Source organism: Brachyspira sp. (assembly GCF_029258575.1).
Lineage (GTDB): Bacteria > Spirochaetota > Brachyspiria > Brachyspirales > Brachyspiraceae > Brachyspira.
In genome coordinates this window covers 1-23,617 of sequence record NZ_JARHYI010000143.1, presented here as the reverse complement: position 1 = coordinate 23,617, position 23,617 = coordinate 1, and the positions used below count along the sequence as shown (strand labels likewise).

The following is a 23,617-nucleotide window of genomic DNA, read 5'->3' as shown; positions in this document are numbered from 1 at the left end:
TCTTAAAAATGGCACAAGAAAATACAAAAATATTGAGAGCTCCAAAAGGTTCAAGCAAGAAACGTCATAGAGTAGGACGCGGACAAGGTTCTGGTTGGGGCTGTACGGCAGGCAGAGGTGATAAAGGGGCACAGTCACGTAGTGGTTATAGTAGAAGATCTGGTTTTGAGGGTGGACAAATGCCTTTACATAGAAGAATTCCTAAAAGTGGATTCACTAATGCAGCTTTTAAAAAATGTGTAAATATTATTAATGTTGGTGATTTAGATTCTATTGGTTCTAATGAAATTACAAGAGAAACTTTGCTTCAGCAAGGATTTTTATCATCTAAGAGAGATTATATAAAACTTCTTTCTATGGGTGAAGTGAAAAATGCTTTTACTATTACAGTTGATATGGCTAGTAAAAAAGCTGTAGAAAAGATTGAAAAATCAGGTGGCAAAGTTATAATTTATGAACGTAAAAAATATATTAGAAAAAAAGAAGATAAAAAATCTTAAGGTAAATTATAATGTTGAAATCATTTGCTAATATATTTAGAGTACCAGAGTTAAGAAGTAGAATTCTTTTTACTATAATTGCTATATTAGTATATAGAATAGGAAGTCATATTCCGACACCAGGTATAGATCCTACAGCATTATTGGGCTTTTTGTCCTCATCACAAGGTGGTGCTGGTCTTTTAACTATAATGGATCTATTCTCAGGTGGTGCTTTATTTAGATTTTCTATATTGGCATTAGGTATTATGCCTTATATTTCTGCTTCAATTATAATGCAGCTTCTTGGTGTGGTTATTCCAGCTTTGGAAAGAATGCAAAAAGAAGGTGAAACTGGTCGTAAAAAAATAAATCAGTATGTTAGATATCTAACACTTGTTCTTTGTATAGTACAATCTGCAGCTATGGCTAGTTGGATACAGAGTATAAATGAAGGTGCTATGATATTTATGGATCCTGGTATAGGATTTATATTGTTAGTGGTTGTAACAGCTACTGCTGGTACCATGTTCTTGATGTGGATGGGTGACCAAATCACAGAACGCGGCCTTGGTAACGGTATATCTGTTATAATTTTCGCTGGTATTGTTGCTCGTATTCCTGCTGGTGTTTATGATGTTATACAGAAAAGGGAAAGCGAATATTTGAATTCTTTAGTAATAGTTCTTTTCTTTATTATTTTTGCTATAGTAATATTCTGTGTAGTTTATGAAGAAAGTGGACAAAGAAGAATTCCTGTTCAGTATGCTAAAAGAGTGGTTGGTAGAAAAGTATTTGGTGCTCAGTCTACTCATATACCTTTTAAAATCAACCCTTCTGGAGTTATACCTATAATATTTGCTTCTGCTTTAATGGCAATACCTGCTCAAGTAGCTAGCTTAACTAGAGGAGTTCAATGGAGATGGCTTGATGCTTTGCTTAGGTTCTTCTCTTATGGTAGTTGGGCTTATATAATTCTTTATTGTCTTTTAGTTATAATGTTTGCCTATGTTTATACATCAGTACAGTTTAATCCTGATGATATAGCAGAGAATCTTAAAAAATCAGGCGGATTTATTCCAGGATACAGACCTGGAACTCAAACTGCTGAATATCTTAAAACAGTATTAAGCAGAATTACTATAGGCGGTTCAATATTTTTGGCAGCTATAGCAGTATTTCCAGATTTAATGTCTAAGATTCCTATATTTGCACCTTTCAGAGGTACAAATAATTCTCTTGTTTATTTGATGGGAGGAACATCTGTAATGATTAGCGTTAGTGTTGCTGTTGAGTTATTGAAACAAATAGAGTCCTATTTACAAATGCATAACTATGACGGCATATTGAAGAAATCTAAGGTGAGAAGGTAAATAATATGGCTGAAAGAGAAACTATAGAGGTTGAGGGTACTGTAGTAGAACCTCTTCCAAATGCTACTTTTAGAGTAGAATTAGAAAATGGTCATAAGATATTGGCTCATATATCAGGTAAAATGCGTATGAATTTTATTCGTATACTTCCTGGTGATAAAGTAACTATAGAAATGTCTCCCTATGACTTAACAAAGGGCAGAATAATTTATCGTTATAAGTAATCAATTAAATGGAGATTAGTTACAATGAAAGTAAAAAGTTCTATAAAAAAACGTTGTAATGACTGCCAAATAGTTAAAAGAAAAGGCGTCGTTAGAGTTATATGTAAGAAAAACCCAAGACATAAACAAAAACAGAAGTAATTAATTTAAGGAGATAATTAATATGGCACGCTTAATGGGTGTTGAGATAAGAAATAATAAAAGAATAGAAATAGCCCTTACTGATATATATGGTATAGGACGTACTCTTGCACATGTTATTTGTGATAAAGCCAATATAGATTATTCTATTAAGGCTAAAGATTTAACAGATGCACAAATTACTGCTTTGAGAGATGCTATAGAAGCCACTACTAAAGTAGAAGGTGATTTACGTACAGAACTTTATAATAATATAAAACGTTTAAAAGATATTCACTCATATCGCGGAATGCGTCATATTAAGAGGCTTCCTGTACATGGTCAGCGCACTCGTACCAATTCTCGTAATGCAAGAGGCGGCGGTGCTAGAAAAGCTATAGCTGGTAAGAAAAAAGCACCAGGTAAAAAATAATTAATGGGGGAGAATAGTGGCTACTCAAAAAGGTAAAAAAACTTTAAAAGATAAAAAAATTAAAAAAGATAAGAAAGTTGAAGCTTTTGGTATAGTACATATAAAAGCTAGTTTTAATAATACAATAGTTACTATAACAGATAGAAATGGAAACACTTTATCATGGGCTAGTGCAGGTTTAGATGGTGAGTATAAGAGTAGTAAAAAAAGTACGCCTTTTGCTGCTCAGGTTGCTAGTGAAAAAGCATCTAAAAAAGCTTATGAAATGGGTGTAAGAGAAGTAGAAGTTTATGTTAAAGGTCCTGGTATGGGAAGAGAAAGTTCTATAAGAGCGGTTGAAGCTGCAGGATTAAAAGTTAAACTTATTAAGGACGTTACTCCAATGCCTCATAATGGCTGCCGTCCTCAAAAAAGAAGAAGAATATAAAGTTGTATTAATAGGAGATAAATAATATGGCAAGATATAGAGATGCTAGTTGTAGATTATGTCGCCGTGAGAAAATGAAACTTATGTTAAAAGGAGACAGATGTCTTACCGCTAAATGTGCTATAACAAAAAAGAGAGAGGTACCAGGTCCTGTTAACCGCAAAATGAAACAGTTATCAGAATATGGTATTCAGATGAGAGAAAAACAGAAAGTTAAACGTATTTACGGTGTTTTAGAAAAACAATTTAGAAATTATTATCATGAAGCTATTCGTGTAGCTGGTGTATCTGGTGAAAACTTACTTAGATTATTGGAACTTCGTTTTGATAATGTTGTTTATAGACTTGGATTTGCTAAAAGCAGAAATCAGGCTAGACAATTTATAGTTCATGGATTTATATCAGTTAATGGTAAAAGAATGACTATCCCTTCATACTGTGTTAAAGTTGGCGATAAAATTTCTTTCACTGAAAGAGGTAATGCAGTAACTGAAGTAAAAACTATAGCAGAAGGTTTGAAAAGCGAATATGTTCCTGCTTGGTTGAGTTTAGATCTTTCAAGTAAAACGGGTGAAATCGTAACTTTACCTATAAGAGAGCATATAGAGTATCCTATTAACGAACAGCTCATCATTGAGTACTATTCTAAGTAATGGAACTCTTTTATAAGGGGTATTATAAGAATGGCATTAAAAGAAATATTAGAATCTATTAGACATCCTCATAGAGTTACTTTTGAGAAAAAGGATTTAACTCCTACTTATGGTAAATTTATAGCTCAGCCTTTTGAGAGAGGATATGCAGTAACAGTTGGTAATGCTTTAAGAAGAGTACTATTATCTTCTATACCTGGTTATGCTATTACTACTATCAAAATAGAGGGTGTTAGCAATGAATTTGATAATGTAGAAGGAATGAAAGAAGATACTATAGTGATGATTATGCATCTTAAAAATGTTGTAGTTTCACTTCCTAGTCATCTTGATACTAAAACTATTCATATGAAAAAAGAAGGTCCATGTGTTATTACAGCTGGAGATTTAGTTGCTGATGATACTGAAGTTGAAGTGCATAATCCTGATTATTATATAGCTACAATTGCTGAAGGATACACTTTTGAAATGGATATTCAAATAGAAGGTGGATATAGTTATGTACCTGCTGAAATGAATATTGAATTATTAGAAGATGCTACTGCTATAGCTATAGATGCTATTTATTCTCCTATTGTAAGTGTAAAATATAATGTTGATCCTATAAGAGTTGGTCAGCGTATAGACTATGGTAAACTTACTCTTGAGATAGAAACTAAAGGTAATATAGCTCCTGATAAAGCTTTATCTCAAGCTGCTAAAATTTTGAGAGAAAATTTAAAGCATTTTATGGATCCTGAAGAGGCTAATGGAGATGATGAAAAAATAGAAGAAACGCCTAAAGACTCTGTGCTTGATTCTCTTAAAGGTAAACATATTGAAGAAGTGGAATTCTCTGTTAGAACTGCTAATTTCTTAATGGCTTCTGATTTGAAAACTTTAGATAAGGTAGCAGTAAAAACTGATGCTGATCTTTTAAGACTTATTGGTGCTAATGAGATGATCATTGAAGAAATTAAAGAGAAGCTAGCAGAATATAATGCTCATCTAGGTATGAGAGGATAATATAAAAGTTAATAAACTTCAAGGATATTAAAATGAGACATAGAGTAACAGTAAAAAAATTTAATAGAACAAGTGCACATAAAAAAGCTATGCTTTCTAATATGCTTACTTCTCTACTTAAATATGAAAAGATAGAAACTACTAAAGAAAAAGGTAGAGCTATAAAACAATTAGCTGATAAAATAATATATAGAGCTAAAGTTGACAATGTTCATAATAGAAGAACCATTGCTAAATATATTAAAGATAAAGTAATACTTGCTAAACTTTTCAAAGATATAGCTCCTAGATACGCTGATAAAAACGGCGGTTATGTAAGAAAAATTTTATCATATAAAAGATTCGGCGATGCTGCTGATATGTGTGTGGTGATGCTTTGCGAATCTGACAGCACTTCTATTAAAACTGAAAATAAATAAAATTAAAAAATAAATCAAGTTTATAAATCTAATATAAGCAGATTATGATAAATATTAACTATGTGTGTTATAGCGAATATTCGCTATAACTTCGCATTATTGATATTTGTCGGAGGTATTGTTATGGCTTCTCAAGCAAAAAAAGCTGTTAAAGCTTTTGGTGAAAATGAAAAATTAGAATCGCCTCAAGGTGTGAAAGTTAAAAGTGTAAGAAAAAAAGTAATAAGACAAATTGTAAGTACTTCTGAGGCTAATAATGATGAAATGACTCAAAATAAAGAAGAATTAATTAATGAAGAAATTGAGAATAATGCAGTTATTAAAAAAATCACTAGACCTCATGATATACTTTATATTAGTAAATTGAGTGCTTTAACTTTTGAGGAACTTCTAGAATTTGCTGAAAGTTACGGAATAAAAAAAGATACTAATAATATAAGAAGACAGGAACTTATGCATTCCATATTGAGGGCACAAATTGCTATGGAAGGTAAGATTGTTGCGGAAGGTACTTTAGAAACTTTGCAAGATGGCTTTGGTTTTTTACGTTCGAAAAATAGTAATTATTTAGTAGGACCTGATGATATATATATTTCGCCTGCTCAAATAAGACTTTTCGGACTTAGAACAGGAGATCTTATTACAGGAGAGGTTAGACCTCCTAAAGATAATGCTGGAGAGAAATTCTTCGCATTGCTTAGAATAGAAACTGTTAATGGAGAAGAACCTAATAATTTATATAAAAGACCTCATTTCGATAAACTTACTCCTATTTTTCCTAATGAGCGTATAGATTTAGAGTTTGCTCCTAATAAAATTTCTACTCGTATTATTAATTTAGTTTCTCCTATAGGTAAAGGACAAAGAGGTTTGATAGTTGCACCTCCTAAAGCTGGTAAAACTATGATGCTTCAGGAAATTGCTAATGCTATTTGTAGAAATTATCCTGATATTAAGCTTTTTATTCTTCTTATAGATGAACGTCCTGAAGAGGTTACCGACATGAAAAGACAGGTCCCAGAGGCTGAAGTTATAGCTTCTACTTTTGATGAATTACCTGAAAAACATTGTCAGGTTTCTGAAATGGTTTTAGAGAAAGCAAAAAGACTTGTAGAAAATAAACATGATGTTGTTATAATATTGGATTCTATTACTAGACTTTCAAGAGCTTATAACTTGGTAGTTCCAGCAAGCGGTAAGGTATTAACTGGAGGAGTTGATTCTAATGCTCTTCATAAACCTAAAAAATTCTTCGGAGCGGCTAGAAATATCGAAGAGGGAGGATCTCTTACTATAATTGCTTCAGCTTTAGTTGATACTGGAAGTAAAATGGACGATTATATATATGAAGAGTTTAAGGGTACTGGTAATATGGAACTTCATTTGGAGAGAAAATTTGCTAATAGAAGAATTTTCCCTGCTATTGATATTGATTCTTCTTCTACTAGAAGAGATGATTTACTTCTTAATGAGGAAGAGCTTGTAAAAATGAATTTAATAAGAAGCGCTCAGGGGCAGGGTATCAATATTGATGAGTATGAAATTATTGAAAAGATTATATCTAAAATGAAAAATACTAGAGATAATGATGAGTTTTTAAGATTATTAAACTCATAATTTTGATTAGGTTTTTACTAAAATGGAAAAAAACTCAGAAGAAAATAAAAAATTATTTGAGTTTTATTTAGATCATGGATATTGTCCTGATGATTGCAAAATAAAAAAAAAAGAAGATAAAAAAATTGAATCTGAAAAAAAAATAATCAAAAAAGAAAAAAATAAAATAGAACAATTACCATATACTGAAGAAGATAAAAAAATGTTTTTAAGTGCAATTGAAAATCTCGATTGCACTAATCATTCTAAAAAATCTCTTCATAATGGAAAAGTTAATACTAAATTCAAACCAAATATAAAAAATGTTATTCCAAAAGAAACATTAGATTTGCATGGATTTACGGTAGAAAGGTCATTAATAGAAATTAAACATTTTATTAATGAATGCCAAAAAAAGAAAATAAGTCCAATATTAATAATACATGGAAAAGGTTTTGGCAGTACAAATAAAATACCTGTTTTAAAAAATTTAGTTGAGTATTATATAGCAACAGAAGGCAAAGATTATATAAAATATTCTTCTGATGCTCCAAAAAATTTAGGCGGAAGTGGTGCTAAAATAATTTATTTGTCTATATGATTTTTAAGAATAAAATCAATATTTATTATATACTACAAGAGTAAATGCTTTCTTTATAGGAAGTATTAATTTTGAATATGTTTTATTATTTTCTCCATATATTTTTAAATGATTATGAGGTTCTAAATTCTGATTAAAAAGTCTTAAATCGCATAATGCTAATCCAAATCCTGCACTTTCTGTATTATCAAGCTGTTCCATAAAGAATTTTTCTATCAAATTATTTTTATAATACTCTTTAAAAGTTAATCTCTTAGAATCTATCCTCGTTCTGCTTACCATAGTAAGAGGTGCATCATTCACTATTTCAAATTCTATGTTATTTTTATTCCATTTTATTATTAATTTTATTTCAAGTTTCTTTTTGATTTTATGATCGAATAATAATAATTCTGAATATTTATTTTCATCTATTTTAATATTATTATCAATATCTTTGATAAGTTTATTTTCTAATTTGATATATTCTTTTAATTTCGACGCAGATTCTTCTTCATCTTTGATTATATTAGAATACTCACTCATTATATCATAATCATCAAAATAATTATCATTTTCTATTTTTTCAGAAAATTCTGGAAATCTTTCTATCAGAGTTTTTATCGTTATTATATGTAAGTATCTTGCCTTTATAGCATTAGATATCAATTCCATTATTATATATAGACAATCATCTTTATATTTAGTCATATTATATTTTTTTAATATTTCTTCTGATATGAAATTTATTTTTTGTTTAGAACTATTATCAAGCCAAGTAATATTAAATTTTATAGGTTCTTTTTTATGATTTTTGATATATTTTTTTATATCTTCTATATTTGTCATGAGTTTATAATCTCTTTTGCTATACGTTCAAGTACATTTTTTTCACCAAAAGTTTCTCTAACTCTAAGCAAATTACTACTTATCTTATTATAGTATTCTTTATCAGTTAAATATTTAATAATATAACTTGTAATAGCATTAGGATTACAGTCATTTTGTAATAGTTCAGGAGCAGCTTGTTCATTTAGAAGTACATTAGGCATACCTACATATTTTATATTTGTAAAAATTTTACCAAGTAAAAAAGTTATATAAGATATTTTATAGCATATTACCATAGGCTTACCATAGCATGCAGCCAAAAGACTTGCAGTACCGCTTGACATTATTAGAGCATCTGAATATGCATAAACATAATCTTTATCTTCTCCACATAATAATGTATATGAAACGCCGTCTAATAAATTTTTATAATTATTTAATATTTTTTCAATAGATTCTTTATATTCAGGATATGCAACAGGTATAATGAATCTTATATTTGATGACAGCATATCATTAAGCATTCTCATAGATTTTATAAATACTGGAGCTAATTTTTTTATTTCCTGATTTCTGCTTCCAAATAATACACCTACAGTATATTCCTTTTTAGGCATATTTAATTGAGGTATCTTTTTATCATAATCCAAATCGGCGAAAGGATGTCCGCTATACATCACATTGCATCCGAACTTTTTATATACTTCATAATCAAATAGGAAAGGTGTAATTATTTTTTTAGCAGAAAGAAGCCTTTTAGCATTCCAAGCTCCCCATATACCTACATGAGGAGGAAAATAGTACATATAATTTATATTATTAGCTTTGCAATATTTTGCTAAAATCAAATTAACTCCCTGATTATCAACAAGAAGCATAATATCAACTTTATTCTTTTTTAGATACTCTTTTAATATATTGAAAGCACCTAGATTTTTGAAAGCCACTTTGGGATTGGCTCCTTCAAATATTCCTATAGTTGATAAAGTTGACATATCAGATAGTATATTCACATTTGCTTTTTGCATTTCAATGCCACCGAAACCATCTAATATTATTTCTGGATTTAATTCTTTTATTTTTCTTGCTAATAAGGCACCTTGAATGTCCCCTGATACTTCACCTGTAGCTATAAATATTCTCATAATTGTAGATGTTTAAATTATACCGTCTTTTTAGGAGTGATTCCTCTTTTAGCTTTGGATATAAACTCTACAATACTTCTAGCTATATCATTTAATGAATTATCATTTAAATATGTATCTAAAAATTCTTGTTTTGTTTTATTCCAATTATACCACATATCATAAGCCTCTTCTGCCTGAGAAATTTGCTCTGATGTAAAACCAGCTCTTCTCATACCAACTAAATTCAACTTATAAATAATCGCTTCTCCTGCATGAGCTGTTAGTGCAAATGGAAGTATATCTCTTCCAACAGCAGACATACCGCTTATCATAGCATACTGACCTATAGCACAAAATTGATGCACCACGCAGTTTCCTGATATGAATACCCCTTTTTCCGCTCTTACATGCCCTGCTACCAATGCCCCATTGCAAATTATAACATTATCATGTATTTCACAATCATGTGCCACATGACCTGTAGCCATTATATAGCAATTATTTTTTATTATAGTTTTACCATTTTCTTTGCATGATCTATGCAAATTAGCAAATTCTCTAATCTCATTTCCATCGCCTATTTCAAGAAAGCTTACAGTTTTTTTATCGAAATGTATATCTTGAGGAAGATTTCCTATAACAGCATGATCATGTATTATATTATTTTTTCCTATAGAAGTATATTCTTTTATTACAGAATGTGCACCTATAACAGTGTTTTCTCCTATATTTACTTCGCCTTCTATAATAGCATATGGACCAATTTCTACATTATTTGCAATTTTAGCAGAACTAGAAATTATAGCAGTTTTATGTATATTATTCGACATTTTATTTCCTATTATATTACAAAAAACAGAAATTATTTTTCTATTTTCATAGCCTCTTTATCAACTAAAAATAGCCCCAAATCTCCAGAGCATGCTAATTTACCATCAACTTTTACTTCGCCATGAGTTTTTAGCAGATTATTACTGAATGCTTCAACTGTTACATGCATATCCATAACATCGCCTGGTATAACAGGATTTTTAAACTTTACATTATCTATTTTTGCAAAAAACATAAATTTTTTATCAAGTTCTTCAGGCTTTAATATTTTAGTATAGCAGTATATACCAGAAGTTTGAGCCAATGCTTCTATCATCAAAACCCCCGGCATAATAGGGCTTTCTGGAAAATGTCCTGTGAATTGAGGTTCATTGAAAGTAACATTTTTTATAGCATGTATTTTTCCTTCTTCGATACTTTCTACTCTATCCACAAGTAAAAAAGGGTATCTATGAGGTAATAATTCCATTATTTTATTTATATTAATTTTTTCCATTTTCAAATAAATCCTTAATAAATATTACAAAATATATACATTAAAATTATACCATATAAGATTAAAGTTACAAGTATAAAAAATTATAGTTATGTATGTATTTTTCAAATGAATATTGATTAGGTTAAACATTAGCCATTTTAAAAATATTATAAACATCATCTCTGTTCAAAGCTCTGAAATGTTTAAACTCAATTTTACCATCTTTTATACATCTTTTAGTTAAATCTTGTAAAACCTTTTCGTTTTGCACTTTGATTCCTAATTCTGTAAAGTTTGTAGGCATATTTATTTGTTTAAAATATTCTATAGTTTTTTCTATGCCTTTAAGTCCAGTATCATCATCTATATTCCAAACATTTTTTGAGTATTGAATAAATCTTTCTTTTCTATCTTTTAAACAGTATTTAGCCCAATATCCCCACATTACAGAAAGGCTTGCTCCATGGGCACAATCAAATTTGGCACTTAATTCATGTCCGAATTTATGAACTACAAAATCGGAGGCAAGTCCAAGTCCTGTTAAAGTATTATGTGATAAACTTCCGCACCACATAAGTTCGCTCATAGCATCATAATTAGTTTTATCTTCCATTGCTATTAAACCATTCTTAAAAATAGTTCTTAAAACTGCTTCTGCAATTGCATCTGTTGTTTGATTATTATTACCGTTTATAGATCCTTCACTATCTGCAAAATATCTCTCAAAAGTATGCATAAGCATATCAACTATACCGCAGGCTACTTGATAATAAGGCAAACTAAAAGTAAGAACAGGATTCATTATTGTAAATCTAGGTCGGTTAAAATCTGTATGAATTCCTCTTTTATCTTTAGTATCTTCATTAGTAAGAACGGCAGCCGTACTAGTTTCACTTCCTGCAGCAGCTATTGTGAGTATGCATCCTACAGAAATACTTTTTTCTATCTTTTTTACTCCAGTCCAAAAATCCCATATATCAGTATCTGAATTGGCAACACCTATTGCTATAGCTTTAGCTGTATCAATAACGCTTCCACCTCCTATTCCAAGTATAAAATCAGTATGAAAATCTAATGCCTGTTTTACTCCTTCTCTGGCATGTGATAGTGTAGGGTTTGCTCTTACTCCCCCGAATAGTTTGTATTCGATATTTTCTTTTTTTATTATATTTTCTACTTTTTCAAGAAGTCCGCTTTCTTTCACACTCTTAGAGCCATATACTATAAATACTTTTGTACCACCAAAATTTTTTATTTCATTTGCAACTGTATTTTCTGTATCTTTTCCAAATATTACTTTTGTTGGATTGCTATATATAAAATTCTGCATAATAATTTTTTCCTTAATTATATTTTTTATTTCCTGAAAATATATTATAGATAATTTTTTCTATAATACAATATTGATTAAAAAAAATATATCGTTTAAATCCTTTTATACTTTCACACACGGTTGGAATAATTTAAAATATAAATTAAATTCTATTTAACATTGCATTATAATTAAAATATATTGAAGCTGCGTTAATACGAATTATAAATTTTAATTAAAACTAGGGCGGGTTTTATAATTACAGTATAAGTTTTAAAAAATAAAAAAACAGAAATTTCAAAATAGATTATAAAATATATAGGGAGGGGAATGAAAATAAGTTTTAAAACTTTAATAACATACCCCGCCCTTTATATTATTATGTTAGATTTTGAAATTTTAATTTTAATTTTTTTTAATGCATATATATAAATGTTAACGCCCGCCCAAGCTTTTATTATGTTTTTTGTGAATTTATAGTTGATTATTATTGTAATTACGATACACTTATAAAAGTATCAATTAATAATTAATGGATAATTTATGAAAAATATACTAATAATACTATTTATATTTTCAAATATAGTATTTGCTTCTTCCTTTGAATTTGATTTTTCTGTTTTTTCAGGCAGTACATTTGATTTCAGCTATCAAGAAGGAAACTTTTTTGATAATTTAGATGGTTTTAGAGCAGGTTCAGGACTTTCATTAGGCGTATTGCTGTCATTGGGCAGAAATGATGAAATTAATAATAATATTTTAACCAGTATAAGCAGTATGATTGAAACAGGATATAATTATTATAAGAGGGAGAGAAGAGGCAATAAAGATGATTATACCGATCAGGCTTATTATATATATGATTATCATAGTATTATTTTAGGATATTTGCTTAGACTAAATTTTCACAATAAAGTTTCTCTAGGTATAGGAGGCGGAATTTTTATTCCTTTATACAGTACAGCCAATAAGGCAGATTATTCATTTGGAATGGGTGATTATAGTGAGATGACAGAGTTTAATCAAAAAAATATTGCTTTTATGTATAAGCTTCCTTTTATGCCTTATGTGAAATTAAATGTTGTAAGATATTTTTATTTTTCAGACAGATGGTCTTTCAAGACAGGAGGAAATTTAATATATAATTTTGGTATGGAGCTTGATAATGATAGATTGGGTCCTTATTGGGTATATAATAAGTATAATTTTTCTTCTTTTGCTGTAGAGCTTTATTTGGGCATTTCTTTTGGAAGGGCTAAATGATAATTGTTTTTTAAGTCTGTTAATAAATATTGTATCAAAAAATATCAAGTGCATGAGATTTTTATTGATTTCTTACTGTGCTTGATATTTGTTTATTAAAGCATAATTTTTTATTTTTTATAAAATTTTTTATAATATAAATTTTTATTGTACTTGATATTTATTTATTATCTAATATACTTATGTTATTAACATATTTTATGAGGTTGGAGTATTAAAGGTGAAACATATTAAATTTTTAATTGTATTATTAACTTTTAGTTATTCTGTATTTGCATTAACTGCCGATGAAACTATTTTATTTAATGCTATTAACGAAAAGAATGCAGATAATGTATCAAATATATTATCAAATTCTATAGATATAAATATAAATGTATTAGACGAAGAGGGATATACACCTTTACATAGAGCCATTTATAATAGAGATTTGAATACTGTGAATGCACTTTTAAAAAATGAAAATATAGATATTAATTCAAAATTAGATATGAAGGTTAGTATAGACGGCTGGTACTTGGGAGGTGCTGCTCCTTTAATATTAGCTTCATATATAGGAGAGCCTAATATAGTTACTGCTTTACTTGAAAATAATGCTGATATTAAAGCTAAAGATGATGTTGATGGTAGCATGGCTATACATATGGCTTCTGCTAATGGTAATAATGAGGTTGTAAAAATATTGCTCGATAAAGATCCTACTACAATAAATGATGTAGATAATAGAGGAAATACTCCATTACATTGGGCTACTATGAAGGATAAGCCTGAAACTGTGAAATTATTAATGGAAAATGGTGCTGATATAGAAGCTAAAGATGCTGACGGCTGGACCCCTTTACATTATGCAGCTGCTTTTTCATCTCTTCAAACAGTACAAATACTTGTTGATTTAGGAGCGGATAAAGAGAGCAAAACTAAAGATGGAAATAATCCTATATATTATGCAAGACGCGATGATGTTAAAAAATATTTAGCAGGTAATAATAATATAGAAAGAGAAGATAATACTGCTGTTGCTGAAAATAATGAAAATAAGAATAATGAAGAGAATACTGAAGTAGCAGAAGAAACTTCTGATAATAATAATGTAGAAGAAACTTCTGATAATAATGTAGAAGAATTAGAGCAAAACGGTGAAATTTATGTAGAAAATAATGAGAATCAAACTAATAATACAGAATTAGATGTAAAACAGCTTGAGATGTTGGTTGCTATTAAAAATAATGATATAATAGCTTTAAATACTTTAGTAAAAGAGGGTGTTAATCCTAACTTTATAGATGAAAATGGATATAGTCCTTTACATTTAGCTGTTATTAAGAATAGTTTGGATTCTGTAGAGATACTTCTTACATATAAAGATATTAATAAAGAAGTTAAACTTCCTTATAAAGCTACTTTGAATAATTGGTATTTAGGCGGTGCTACTCCTTTAATTACTGCTGCATATACAGGAAATGCTGATATCGTTTATGCTTTAATCAATGCAGGATGCGATATTAGAGCTAGAGATGATGTAGATGGATCTATGCCTATACATGTATCTGCTGCTAATGGCAATGATGATGCGATTACATTATTATTAGAGAAAGATAAAACATTAGTAAATGAAACAGATAATAATGGAAATGATACTCCTTTGCATTGGGCTGCTATGAAAGATAATCCTTCTACAGTTAATTTGCTTTTGAAATATGGATCTGATAGTAAAATACAAAATACAGATGGCAATACAGCTTTACATTATGCTTCAATGTATGCATCTGCTGATGTTATAAAAAATATAGTTAATGCTGATAAATCAAGTGTTAATATAAAAAATAATGAGAATATGTATCCTATACATTATGCAGCTTTAGAAAATAATGTTGATGCTTTAGTTTCTTTGGTTAATGAAGGAAATGCTGATGTTAATATCAAAGATTCTAATAATGATACAGCTTTACATTATGCGGCTGCTTATGGTAATATAGATAGCGTTATGGCTTTAGTAGAAAAGTGTAATGCAGATAAAACTTTAAAAGACGGTGATGGATATACTGCTGCTGATTTGGCTTCTGATAATGGTTATGAAAATATAGCTACTTATTTGAGAGGTGCTTCTCAATATATACCTGAGAATAATGATAAGAATACTGAAAGTAAAGATTTGATACTTCCAGAATATATAAGAAAGCCTGATTTGAATAAAAAATGGTGGTAAAATAAGCTTTTTATAATTATATAAATTATATAATTTAGGCTTGAAATTCTTTATTAGATTTCAAGCCTATCATTTAATAAATTTGCATTAGATATAAATATATAATACAATATATAGTAAATATCTCAATTTTAAAAAAGAGGATAATAATATATGTTTAAGGGTACTACAATATGTGCAGTATGTAAAGACGGAATTACAGCAATAGCAGGAGATGGACAGGTTACATTAGGTGAAACTGTAATGAAACCGAATGCGGTTAAATTAAGAAAATTATACGGTGGAAAGGTAATATCAGGTTTTGCGGGTTCTACAGCAGATGCTTTCACATTATTTGAAAAATTTGAGAAAAGACTTCAGGAGTTTTCAGGCGATTTGACTAGAGCTGCAGTTGAGCTTGCCCGTGAATGGAGAACTGATAAGATGCTTAGGAATTTACAGGCACTTATTATAGTTGCAAGTAAAGAGAAAATGCTTTTACTTTCTGGTAATGGCGATGTTATAGAAAGTGAGAATAATATATTAGCTATAGGAAGTGGCGGACAGTATGCTAAGGCTGCTGCTATGGCTTTAAGTGAGAATACCGACTTGTCAGCTAAAGAAATAGCTAGGAAATCACTTGAAATAGCTTCTAAAATATGTATATACACTAACAGTAATATTTCTTTGGAGGTAATAGAGTAAATATGTCATTTGATGCGAAATTAGAAAGCGAACTTACACCTAGAAAAATAGTTGAAGCTCTAGATCAATATATAATCGGACAGGTAGAGGCTAAACGTTCTGTTGCTATAGCTTTGAGAAATAGATATAGAAGAAGACATTTACCAGAAGAATTGAAAGATGAGGTAGCACCTAAAAATATAATACTTATAGGACCTACTGGAGTTGGTAAAACAGAAATTGCCAGAAGACTTGCCAAATTAGTTAATGCTCCTTTTATTAAGGTTGAGGCTACAAAATATACTGAAGTAGGTTATGTTGGACGAGATGTTGAAAGTATGGTGCGTGATTTAGTTAATGTGGCAATATTCGATTTAAAATCAGCTATGATGAAAGAAGTAGAAAAAGAAGCTACAGAAATAGCTTTGGATAAATTGGCTAAATTATTACTTCCTTCTGTAAAAAAAGAGAATGATGATAATTTATCCCAAGAAGAGTCCGAAAAGAAAAAAAATGCTAAAGAACAGATAAAAAAGCGTATATCTAATGGCGATTTTGATGAAAGTTATGTTGAGCTTAAAATATCAGGCGGAAATAATAGAATGTTTGGTATAATTCCTGGTATGGGTTTTGAAGAAAGCGATATGATTCAGTCTATGGTAGGAAGTATTATGCCTCAAAACAAAAAACATAAGCGTCTTAGAGTTAAAGAGGCAAAAAAATATTTGATTAATGAGGCTTCTGAATCTCTTATAGATATGGATAAAATTACTTCTGATGCTTTAAGTCTTACAGAAAATATGGGTATAATTTTTTTAGATGAAATAGATAAAATAGCAAGCGGTAATAAAACAGATAGTGCCGATGTAGCCCGTCATGGAGTACAGAGAGATTTGCTTCCTATAGTAGAAGGTACTACTGTAAATACAAGGTATGGTACTATAAAAACAGATCATATATTATTTATAGCTGCAGGAGCTTTTCATATTAATAAACCTTCTGATTTGATTCCAGAGCTTCAGGGAAGATTTCCTATAAGGGTGGAATTGAAGGCTTTATCTAAAGAAGATTTTAAAGATATACTTGTTAATCCTAAAAATGCCATAACAAAGCAGTATCAGGAACTTTTAAAAACTGAGGGGGTAACTATAGAATTTGAGGAAGATGCTTTATCCGCGATAGCCGATATTGCCTATAATATAAATACTAATGTAGAAAATATAGGTGCTAGAAGACTTTATACTATTATGGAAAAAGTTTTTGAGGAAATTTCTTTCAGTGCAGATGAACATAAAGGTGAATTTATAAAAATTAATGCCGATAATATAAAAGATGCTATGAAAGATATTGAGGATAATAGGGATATAAGTAGATATATATTGTAATAGTGTTTTTATATATTGTAGATTTTTCATTATTTTTTTATAAAATATAAAATATAAGCAAATTTTAATGGAGTAAATGATGGATAATAACAATGAACAACAAGAAGCTAGTGTATTTATCAAATGGGTGCCTTTGTATGAAACAAGACATAAACTTATAGATAGTCAGCATAAAGAATTAGTTAATATTGTTAATGAACTTTATTTAGCAACTGTAGATAACAGTGCTAATACCAATGAAGCCTTTATTAAAGCAATTAAAAAATGTATAGATTATACTCAATATCACTTTAAAACAGAAGAAAAAATAATGGACTTGATTAATTATTCTGATGCTGAGAATCATAAGGCTATGCATAAAAGTTTTTATCTAGAAATAGTTGATCAAATTAGGAAATATGAAGAAGGTCAGCCTTTCGTAGCTAATAAATTTATTAAATTCCTAAAAGATTGGCTTTTGGAGCATATAGGTTTCCAAGATAAGAAATTTGTAAATGAAATTAAAGAAGCCTTAAAGAAAAAAGAAGGTCATTAATAAAGCACTATTTCTAATATAGTTATCAAGGTTTTTATATAATTTGTTATTTCCCTTTGAATAAGAGATTGTTGTTTAAAAAATAATAGGATTTTTTAAGTGTCGAAAAGTAACTCATACATAGTTGGTGTAATTATATTAAGTATTATTAGTGCTATACTTCTCTCTTTAGCTTTTCCTCCTCTTAATCTATTTCCAATGTCTTTTATTGCTTTTGTTCCACTTAATATTATAATATATAAGGCAGATAAAATTAGATATTATGTTATAGCATCATCTATATTTGTTCTTATGTTTTTTGGTTATCTGCTTATGTGGGTAACCTCATTTATGCTGAAAGAAACTGAAGCCATAGTTTCTTTTCTTACTTTATTTACAATATTGTTTTTAATAGTATTTCTATTTTATTTTCCAGCTATGCTGTTAAGCGGATTTTTATCAAAAAAGTTGCCTGAGTTTAGATTTATAGCTGTACCGCTTGTATTTACATTTATGGAGTATATGCGTAATGTGGGATATCTTGGATTTCCTTGGGGAATTGTAGGATATTCTCAATGGAATTTTTCTCTTTTTATACAATCTGCTGATATTTGGGGGGTGCTTGGCATAAGTTTCTTTATTTATTTTTCTAATTCTATTATCAGTCATTATTTATTATTATATGCTGAGAAAGATAAAAATAAATATAAGATAACATATATTCCAGCATTAATATTTATATCATCATTCATATTAATTATTATATATGGTGCTATAAAAATAAATGTAGAAGAATCTAGAAGGACATTACAGCCTAAAACTGCCATAGCATTGATACAAAAATCCTTTGACCCTAATATTTATTGGAATAATATATATACAGGAGAACCTTTTAGAAAAGGCTCTAAAGGCATACAAGGTTTTGCAGAGAAATTTCTTTTAAAGCCTGAAAAGTTTGTAAGTGAAGAAAAACCTGATGGCGTAACTCAAAATGGTACTATCTCTGTTAAAAGAATAGTCAAACTTGCAAAAAATGCTTCTTTATCCAAGCCTTCTTTAATAGTGTATCCTGAATCGGTTACTTTAGATTCATATGGTTTTTACAGATCCGAATATAAAGAGGCTTTTGATTATGGGCTTGCATCGAATTCTATGTATCCTGGAATATATAATACATATATACTTTATGATATGATTAGATATACTCAAACATATCATTTGCTTGGTACTACAATTATTAAAGAAGATACTAATGAAAATGCATATAATCCGTACAAATATTATAATGGTATGGAATTTATTAATGATAGAGGAAATGTTATAGCAGAATATTCCAAAATAAAACTTGTTCCAGGTGGAGAATCATATCCGTTTCAGGATAATGAGTTTTTACTTAATACTTTCCCTTTCAAAAATATAATAAACTTTATGTATACCCAATTTGATAAAGCAGGGGCTAATAGATGGAATAGAGGTAAAAATTTAACTGTATTTAATCATCCTAATGGATATAGATTTTCTGGGGTTATATGTTTTGAAAGTGCTTTTGGAGATTTTGTTAGAAAATTTGTTTATGATGGTGCTCAAACTTTAGCGGTTATTACAGAAGATGCTTGGTCTTATAGTGATGAATCTTTATTACAGCATTTTTATATGTCTATATTCAGAGCTATAGAAAATAGGAGAGATATAGTTCATAATGGTAATTCTGGAGTTACAGGTCATATATCCAGTACAGGTAAAATTATTTCTACTCTTCCTTTTTGGAAACCTGATTATATGATTGCAAATGTAGCATTAAATAGTAAATTAACAATATATACGAGATTTGGGGAGTGGTTTGTATACCTTTGTTTGGTATCCATTTCTGTACTTATATTATTTGCTACAACAAAAACATTAATTGAGATTAAAGAAATTGTAAAAAACCGTTTCTTTAATAAGAATTTGAAAAATGCTGAGGTTACTGCTCCTTCAGCAAGTAGAGTTCATGAATATCTTCATAATGATAATAATGATAATTTACCTAGTTTGGATGATATAGAAGAATTAGTTTCTAAAAATGATGATAAAAAAGAAGTGAAAGTTACTAATAAAGAAAATAGTAGAAAAGAAGTTACTAATAAAGAAAATAGTAATAAAGCTTCTGTTAATAGAACTAACAGTAAAGAAATTAATAATAAAGTTACTGTTAATGAAACTAATAAAAACAATAATAATAAAAATGTTTCTAATATTGCTGTAAAGAAAGATATTACACCTAGAAAGATTAGCAAACTTGGAGAAAATGATAGTAAAGCTATAGATTTATTTACTGATAAAAAAGATATAGATTATTCAAAAGAAATGTCTGATATAATAGAAGATTCTAATAAATATAGAATATTTGAAGATAATAACTTTGCATCTAATATTTCTTCTGTTTTAAGTACAATCATAGAAGAAAATGAAGAAGGTTTTAATAATAAAGATATTAAAAAAAATAATAATTTGAAAAAAGAGGATTGATTAAGGTAATTTATATATGGGAGATATTAAAATACTTATAGCAGAAGATTCTAAAGTGATTAGTAATATGTTAAATAATGTTTTATCTAATCATTATAGAATAGATGTTGTATGTATTGTTAATAATGGTATAGATGCATATAAATCTATAATATCAATGAAACCTGATTTTGTTGTGATGAATATAGATTTGCCGTTAATGGGGGCAATGGAGCTTTTAAAATTATTAAAAAAAGATGATATAAAAGTAAATATCTTAATTATGAGTTCTTTAGCACAGAATAAAGATTTATATTCAAGGGCTTTGGGTTTAGGTGCTTTATATATAATATATAAACCTCTAAATATTTCTAATGATTTCATTGAGGATAATATATTAGGGCGTATACTGAAAATAACTAAAACCGATCCTAGTATTAGAAGAGATTTTGATTATAATTCTAATATATTAAATGCCTATAATAATAAAGAGTCATTCAAAGAACATAAAAAAAGCGATATCTGTAAATTTGATGAGAATATAAGGATAATGCCTTTTAATCAAAAGGAAGTGGCAACGGCTTTAAGTAAGTCTTTTAGAAAAGATTTCAAAGCCCCTCTTTTAATTGCTATAGGAATATCAACAGGAGGTCCTAGGGCACTTAGAATAATGCTTCCAAGTATTCCTAAAGATTTTCCTATTCCGATACTTATATCTCAGCATATACCTAAAGAGTTTTCATCATCTCTCATTTCTAGTTTGCAGGATATATGCAAAATAAAAATAAAAGAGGCTGCTGTAGATGATGAGATTCTTCCTTCTATAGTTTATATATCACCTGGAGATAAAAATATGGGTGTATATATGGATAGCACTGGAAAGCTCAGAATAAAATTTTATCCTGATCCTGATAAAAAATTTATTTATACTCCTTGTGTAGATTATTTATTTACTACAATTGATGAAGTTGTAAAAGATAGGGCTATTGCTATAATAATGACAGGAATGGGAAATGACGGTACTTTGGGTATGAGTAAATTATACAATAATAATAATTTAACCATTGCTCAGGATAAAGCCAGTTCTACTGTATTCGGAATGCCTAGAAGTGTTATAGAAAATAATGTTGCACATTTGGTATTATCGCTTTATGATATTGCTGAATTTTTGATACAGTATTTGAGAGGTAAGTTATAAATGAAAAAGAATTTTATTTTAATTATTATATTGATTATTGTACTTTTTTCTTGTAATAAAAAGAAAGATTATAGCAGTATTGAATATAGTTTATATGAATATGAAAGTTATATATCTACTTTAATATCGAATAAAGATACTTTGGAATTCACTTCTAATTTTGCTTTGGATATAGATGATAAATTTATATCTACTTTAAATGAAATGAGTTTAATATATGAATTGACTCCTATAAATATTATAGAATCTATAAAAAATAGGGGTGCTGTATATCAAAGGATATTTTCTAATAATGATGATTCTCTTTGTAATTATCTTCCTAAAGACGGAGGATATTATGATGTTAATGTTACATATAGAGTATACAAAGGCATTTCGGTAGCTCAAATTGAATATCCGTCTTTTAATAAAATTTCTGAAAACTCTATTGAATTTGTTGCAATTTATTTGAATAATAAATGGAATTTAATTACTATTAACTTTTTAAATATTTAATTAAAAAATAGGATTGTTTAATGAAAAAACTTTTTATCATATTAATTATTATATTAACATTGATTGTATCTTGTTTAGATGATTTGGACAGCAGTAAGAAAAAAACTTTATTTCTTTTTTATAATGATTTTAAAAATGAAATATTAAATGATAATATCAATTGGATAGAGAAAAATTCTAATATAAAAAATATTGCAGATATAAAAAATATTTTAATAGATAATAATGATTCTCTTAAAAAATTAATATCATCTTCAAATAAAGAATTCTCTGTAACTATAAATTATACAATAGGCGACAGTGCTAATCCTTACAGAGGTTATTACATCATTAGAAATACAGAATTTTCTCCTACTTATTATTATATTAGGCTTATAAATAAATCAAATAAATGGGAAATAGAATCTATAGATAAATTGCCTTTAAAATGATTAAAATACAAAATAGGAAAATATATGTATGTATTAAAATCGCCTTGTAAAATAAATATTTATCTTGATATAACTTCAAAAAGAGAAGACGGATATCATTTAATAGAATCTTTATTTCATACTGTTGACTTATATGATATTATAAATATTGAAAAATCTGATGAATACAGTATTTCAACTAGCGGTAAGTTTGCATTAGAAGACAATAATGAAGAGAATATAGTAACAGAGATATTTAAATATTTTAGAAACGAAATGAATCTAAAAAATAATTATAATATACATATAGAGAAGAATATACCTACAGGGGCAGGACTTGGAGGTGGTTCATCTGATGCTGCTAGTATTATAAAATTTTTTTTAGAAGAATTGAATATTGATATCAATGATGAATTAATAGAATCTTTTTCAAAATTCGGAGCGGATATTCCTTTTTTTATAAGAGGAGGCTGTGCTTGGGTTTCTGGTATAGGGGAGAAAATAAAAAATTATAGTTTTACACTTCCATATAATATAATATTAATATATCCGAATATTCATATATCAACAAAATTAGCATATTCTAGATTTAAATCATATGATTTCAATCAATCGGATATATTTCCTATAAAGAACATGCTTGATAATAATAGTATCAATTTTGAAAAAATAGTTTTAAGTATATATAATATATTTGAGAAAAATGTTTTTGATTTAGAAAAAAAAATAGAAAATATAAAAACAGAAATAGAAAATATTGTAAATAGAAAAGTATCTATGAGCGGTTCTGGCTCTTCCCTTTTTATTTTGTATGAACATAATGATGAAAAATTAGAAAATGACTTTCAAAAATTAAAATCAAGTATTAATATGGATATTTATAAATTAAGTTTAATTTAATTGTATTTAAAGTTTTTTATGTTATAATTTTTGAAATTATATAAAGAGAACGATAAAGATGTTAAAGAAAATATTTATTATATCATTAATATATACTTCTGTATTTTTCGGTGCTAATACTATATCTTCAAAGCATTCCCTATCCGTTTTGGAAACAAGCAGTACAAGATCTAGAGGTATGATGGGTACTAGTTTTTTAATAGGTAAT

The 23,617-nt window shown here is 28.4% G+C and carries 26 protein-coding genes; 21 read left to right on the top strand and 5 right to left on the bottom strand.

Going from position 1 to position 23,617, the window contains the following annotated elements; translation table 11 throughout:
- Window positions 1-8 precede the first annotated feature (8 nt).
- The 11 genes from rplO (at window position 9) to Q1J76_RS11045 (ending at window position 7,330) form a co-directional block, all read left to right on the top strand.
- Window positions 9-500: a 50S ribosomal protein L15 gene (rplO, locus tag Q1J76_RS11095; RefSeq protein ID WP_300370289.1), complete on the top strand. Its 492-nt coding sequence runs from the start codon at window positions 9-11 to the stop codon at window positions 498-500.
- 11 nt (window positions 501-511) lie between these two features.
- The gene (gene secY, locus Q1J76_RS11090) at window positions 512-1,852 is read left to right on the top strand and encodes a preprotein translocase subunit SecY (protein ID WP_300370286.1); all 1,341 of its coding nucleotides are present in this window, start codon (window positions 512-514) and stop codon (window positions 1,850-1,852) included.
- A gap of 5 nt (window positions 1,853-1,857) precedes the next feature.
- Window positions 1,858-2,076 (top strand): translation initiation factor IF-1, encoded by a 219-nt coding sequence (gene infA, locus Q1J76_RS11085; protein ID WP_012671636.1) that lies wholly within the window; start codon window positions 1,858-1,860, stop codon window positions 2,074-2,076.
- 24 nt (window positions 2,077-2,100) lie between these two features.
- Entirely contained in the window at window positions 2,101-2,217 is a 117-nt protein-coding gene (gene rpmJ / locus Q1J76_RS11080; RefSeq protein ID WP_008723415.1) for a 50S ribosomal protein L36, read from the top strand.
- Between the two features lie 22 nt (window positions 2,218-2,239).
- Window positions 2,240-2,629 carry a 30S ribosomal protein S13 gene (gene rpsM / locus Q1J76_RS11075; RefSeq protein WP_008723417.1) on the top strand — a complete coding sequence of 130 codons (390 nt, stop codon included), beginning with the start codon at window positions 2,240-2,242 and terminating at the stop codon, window positions 2,627-2,629.
- Between the two features lie 16 nt (window positions 2,630-2,645).
- On the top strand, window positions 2,646-3,056 hold the full coding sequence (rpsK, locus tag Q1J76_RS11070; RefSeq protein WP_300370281.1) for a 30S ribosomal protein S11: 411 nt from the start codon (window positions 2,646-2,648) through the stop codon (window positions 3,054-3,056).
- A gap of 26 nt (window positions 3,057-3,082) precedes the next feature.
- On the top strand, window positions 3,083-3,709 hold the full coding sequence (rpsD, locus tag Q1J76_RS11065) for a 30S ribosomal protein S4 (protein WP_300370278.1): 627 nt from the start codon (window positions 3,083-3,085) through the stop codon (window positions 3,707-3,709).
- A gap of 30 nt (window positions 3,710-3,739) precedes the next feature.
- Window positions 3,740-4,714: a DNA-directed RNA polymerase subunit alpha gene (locus Q1J76_RS11060; RefSeq protein ID WP_300370274.1), complete on the top strand. Its 975-nt coding sequence runs from the start codon at window positions 3,740-3,742 to the stop codon at window positions 4,712-4,714.
- A gap of 32 nt (window positions 4,715-4,746) precedes the next feature.
- A complete protein-coding gene (gene rplQ / locus Q1J76_RS11055; protein WP_300370271.1) occupies window positions 4,747-5,133 on the top strand; it encodes a 50S ribosomal protein L17 in 387 nt (128 codons plus the stop codon).
- 123 nt (window positions 5,134-5,256) lie between these two features.
- Window positions 5,257-6,750 (top strand): transcription termination factor Rho, encoded by a 1,494-nt coding sequence (gene rho / locus Q1J76_RS11050; RefSeq protein ID WP_300370268.1) that lies wholly within the window; start codon window positions 5,257-5,259, stop codon window positions 6,748-6,750.
- 22 nt (window positions 6,751-6,772) lie between these two features.
- Entirely contained in the window at window positions 6,773-7,330 is a 558-nt protein-coding gene (locus Q1J76_RS11045) for a Smr/MutS family protein (RefSeq protein ID WP_300370265.1), read from the top strand.
- Between the two features lie 15 nt (window positions 7,331-7,345).
- Here the strand turns inward: Q1J76_RS11045 and Q1J76_RS11040 are convergent, their stop codons facing one another.
- From Q1J76_RS11040 to Q1J76_RS11020, 5 genes are all read right to left on the bottom strand, one after another.
- A complete protein-coding gene (locus tag Q1J76_RS11040) occupies window positions 7,346-8,158 on the bottom strand; it encodes a hypothetical protein (RefSeq protein WP_300370262.1) in 813 nt (270 codons plus the stop codon).
- The gene (gene lpxB / locus Q1J76_RS11035; protein WP_300370259.1) at window positions 8,155-9,285 is read right to left on the bottom strand and encodes a lipid-A-disaccharide synthase; all 1,131 of its coding nucleotides are present in this window, start codon (window positions 9,283-9,285) and stop codon (window positions 8,155-8,157) included. The genes Q1J76_RS11040 and lpxB overlap by 4 nt, the downstream gene beginning before the upstream one ends.
- A 17-nt stretch (window positions 9,286-9,302) precedes the next feature.
- Window positions 9,303-10,097, bottom strand: a complete 795-nt coding sequence (lpxA, locus tag Q1J76_RS11030) for an acyl-ACP--UDP-N-acetylglucosamine O-acyltransferase (protein WP_300370256.1) — start codon at window positions 10,095-10,097, stop codon at window positions 9,303-9,305.
- Window positions 10,098-10,129: 32 nt separating this feature from the next.
- Complete coding sequence (fabZ, locus tag Q1J76_RS11025) at window positions 10,130-10,594, bottom strand: 3-hydroxyacyl-ACP dehydratase FabZ (protein WP_300370253.1); 465 nt, start codon at window positions 10,592-10,594, stop codon at window positions 10,130-10,132.
- Between the two features lie 124 nt (window positions 10,595-10,718).
- On the bottom strand, window positions 10,719-11,906 hold the full coding sequence (locus Q1J76_RS11020) for an iron-containing alcohol dehydrogenase (protein ID WP_300370250.1): 1,188 nt from the start codon (window positions 11,904-11,906) through the stop codon (window positions 10,719-10,721).
- Between the two features lie 525 nt (window positions 11,907-12,431).
- Between Q1J76_RS11020 and Q1J76_RS11015 the strand changes: the two genes are divergently transcribed.
- The 10 genes from Q1J76_RS11015 to ispE all read left to right on the top strand — a co-directional run bounded on the left by Q1J76_RS11015 (window position 12,432) and on the right by ispE (window position 23,409).
- Window positions 12,432-13,151, top strand: coding sequence for a hypothetical protein (locus tag Q1J76_RS11015; protein WP_300370247.1), 720 nt, complete (start codon window positions 12,432-12,434; stop codon window positions 13,149-13,151).
- Between the two features lie 220 nt (window positions 13,152-13,371).
- Window positions 13,372-15,357: an ankyrin repeat domain-containing protein gene (locus Q1J76_RS11010; RefSeq protein WP_300370244.1), complete on the top strand. Its 1,986-nt coding sequence runs from the start codon at window positions 13,372-13,374 to the stop codon at window positions 15,355-15,357.
- Between the two features lie 153 nt (window positions 15,358-15,510).
- Window positions 15,511-16,041 carry an ATP-dependent protease subunit HslV gene (gene hslV, locus Q1J76_RS11005; protein ID WP_300370241.1) on the top strand — a complete coding sequence of 177 codons (531 nt, stop codon included), beginning with the start codon at window positions 15,511-15,513 and terminating at the stop codon, window positions 16,039-16,041.
- Between the two features lie 2 nt (window positions 16,042-16,043).
- Window positions 16,044-17,405 (top strand): ATP-dependent protease ATPase subunit HslU, encoded by a 1,362-nt coding sequence (gene hslU / locus Q1J76_RS11000; protein ID WP_300370238.1) that lies wholly within the window; start codon window positions 16,044-16,046, stop codon window positions 17,403-17,405.
- Window positions 17,406-17,484: 79 nt separating this feature from the next.
- Complete coding sequence (locus tag Q1J76_RS10995) at window positions 17,485-17,940, top strand: bacteriohemerythrin (RefSeq protein ID WP_300370235.1); 456 nt, start codon at window positions 17,485-17,487, stop codon at window positions 17,938-17,940.
- A gap of 99 nt (window positions 17,941-18,039) precedes the next feature.
- Window positions 18,040-20,427 (top strand): apolipoprotein N-acyltransferase, encoded by a 2,388-nt coding sequence (gene lnt, locus Q1J76_RS10990; RefSeq protein ID WP_300370232.1) that lies wholly within the window; start codon window positions 18,040-18,042, stop codon window positions 20,425-20,427.
- 16 nt (window positions 20,428-20,443) lie between these two features.
- Complete coding sequence (locus Q1J76_RS10985; protein WP_300370229.1) at window positions 20,444-21,604, top strand: chemotaxis protein CheB; 1,161 nt, start codon at window positions 20,444-20,446, stop codon at window positions 21,602-21,604.
- On the top strand, window positions 21,605-22,099 hold the full coding sequence (locus Q1J76_RS10980) for a hypothetical protein (protein WP_300370226.1): 495 nt from the start codon (window positions 21,605-21,607) through the stop codon (window positions 22,097-22,099).
- Between the two features lie 20 nt (window positions 22,100-22,119).
- Window positions 22,120-22,530, top strand: coding sequence for a hypothetical protein (locus Q1J76_RS10975; RefSeq protein WP_300370223.1), 411 nt, complete (start codon window positions 22,120-22,122; stop codon window positions 22,528-22,530).
- Window positions 22,531-22,554: 24 nt separating this feature from the next.
- The gene (gene ispE / locus Q1J76_RS10970) at window positions 22,555-23,409 is read left to right on the top strand and encodes a 4-(cytidine 5'-diphospho)-2-C-methyl-D-erythritol kinase (RefSeq protein WP_300370220.1); all 855 of its coding nucleotides are present in this window, start codon (window positions 22,555-22,557) and stop codon (window positions 23,407-23,409) included.
- Window positions 23,410-23,617 lie beyond the last annotated feature (208 nt).

Coding starts and splice junctions, on each gene's coding strand:
- rplQ (WP_300370271.1), top strand. CDS start 4,747: ATGAGACATAGAGTAACAGTAAAAAAATTTAATAGAACAAGTGCACAT.
- infA (WP_012671636.1), top strand. CDS start 1,858: ATGGCTGAAAGAGAAACTATAGAGGTTGAGGGTACTGTAGTAGAACCT.
- hslU (WP_300370238.1), top strand. CDS start 16,044: ATGTCATTTGATGCGAAATTAGAAAGCGAACTTACACCTAGAAAAATA.
- rpmJ (WP_008723415.1), top strand. CDS start 2,101: ATGAAAGTAAAAAGTTCTATAAAAAAACGTTGTAATGACTGCCAAATA.
- Q1J76_RS11040 (WP_300370262.1), bottom strand. CDS start 8,158: ATGACAAATATAGAAGATATAAAAAAATATATCAAAAATCATAAAAAA.
- Q1J76_RS10995 (WP_300370235.1), top strand. CDS start 17,485: ATGGATAATAACAATGAACAACAAGAAGCTAGTGTATTTATCAAATGG.
- rho (WP_300370268.1), top strand. CDS start 5,257: ATGGCTTCTCAAGCAAAAAAAGCTGTTAAAGCTTTTGGTGAAAATGAA.
- Q1J76_RS11060 (WP_300370274.1), top strand. CDS start 3,740: ATGGCATTAAAAGAAATATTAGAATCTATTAGACATCCTCATAGAGTT.
- Q1J76_RS11045 (WP_300370265.1), top strand. CDS start 6,773: ATGGAAAAAAACTCAGAAGAAAATAAAAAATTATTTGAGTTTTATTTA.
- Q1J76_RS11015 (WP_300370247.1), top strand. CDS start 12,432: ATGAAAAATATACTAATAATACTATTTATATTTTCAAATATAGTATTT.
- hslV (WP_300370241.1), top strand. CDS start 15,511: ATGTTTAAGGGTACTACAATATGTGCAGTATGTAAAGACGGAATTACA.
- rpsD (WP_300370278.1), top strand. CDS start 3,083: ATGGCAAGATATAGAGATGCTAGTTGTAGATTATGTCGCCGTGAGAAA.
- lpxA (WP_300370256.1), bottom strand. CDS start 10,097: ATGTCGAATAATATACATAAAACTGCTATAATTTCTAGTTCTGCTAAA.
- lpxB (WP_300370259.1), bottom strand. CDS start 9,285: ATGAGAATATTTATAGCTACAGGTGAAGTATCAGGGGACATTCAAGGT.
- fabZ (WP_300370253.1), bottom strand. CDS start 10,594: ATGGAAAAAATTAATATAAATAAAATAATGGAATTATTACCTCATAGA.
- ispE (WP_300370220.1), top strand. CDS start 22,555: ATGTATGTATTAAAATCGCCTTGTAAAATAAATATTTATCTTGATATA.
- Q1J76_RS10980 (WP_300370226.1), top strand. CDS start 21,605: ATGAAAAAGAATTTTATTTTAATTATTATATTGATTATTGTACTTTTT.
- secY (WP_300370286.1), top strand. CDS start 512: ATGTTGAAATCATTTGCTAATATATTTAGAGTACCAGAGTTAAGAAGT.
- Q1J76_RS10975 (WP_300370223.1), top strand. CDS start 22,120: ATGAAAAAACTTTTTATCATATTAATTATTATATTAACATTGATTGTA.
- rplO (WP_300370289.1), top strand. CDS start 9: ATGGCACAAGAAAATACAAAAATATTGAGAGCTCCAAAAGGTTCAAGC.
- Q1J76_RS11020 (WP_300370250.1), bottom strand. CDS start 11,906: ATGCAGAATTTTATATATAGCAATCCAACAAAAGTAATATTTGGAAAA.
- Q1J76_RS10985 (WP_300370229.1), top strand. CDS start 20,444: ATGGGAGATATTAAAATACTTATAGCAGAAGATTCTAAAGTGATTAGT.
- rpsM (WP_008723417.1), top strand. CDS start 2,240: ATGGCACGCTTAATGGGTGTTGAGATAAGAAATAATAAAAGAATAGAA.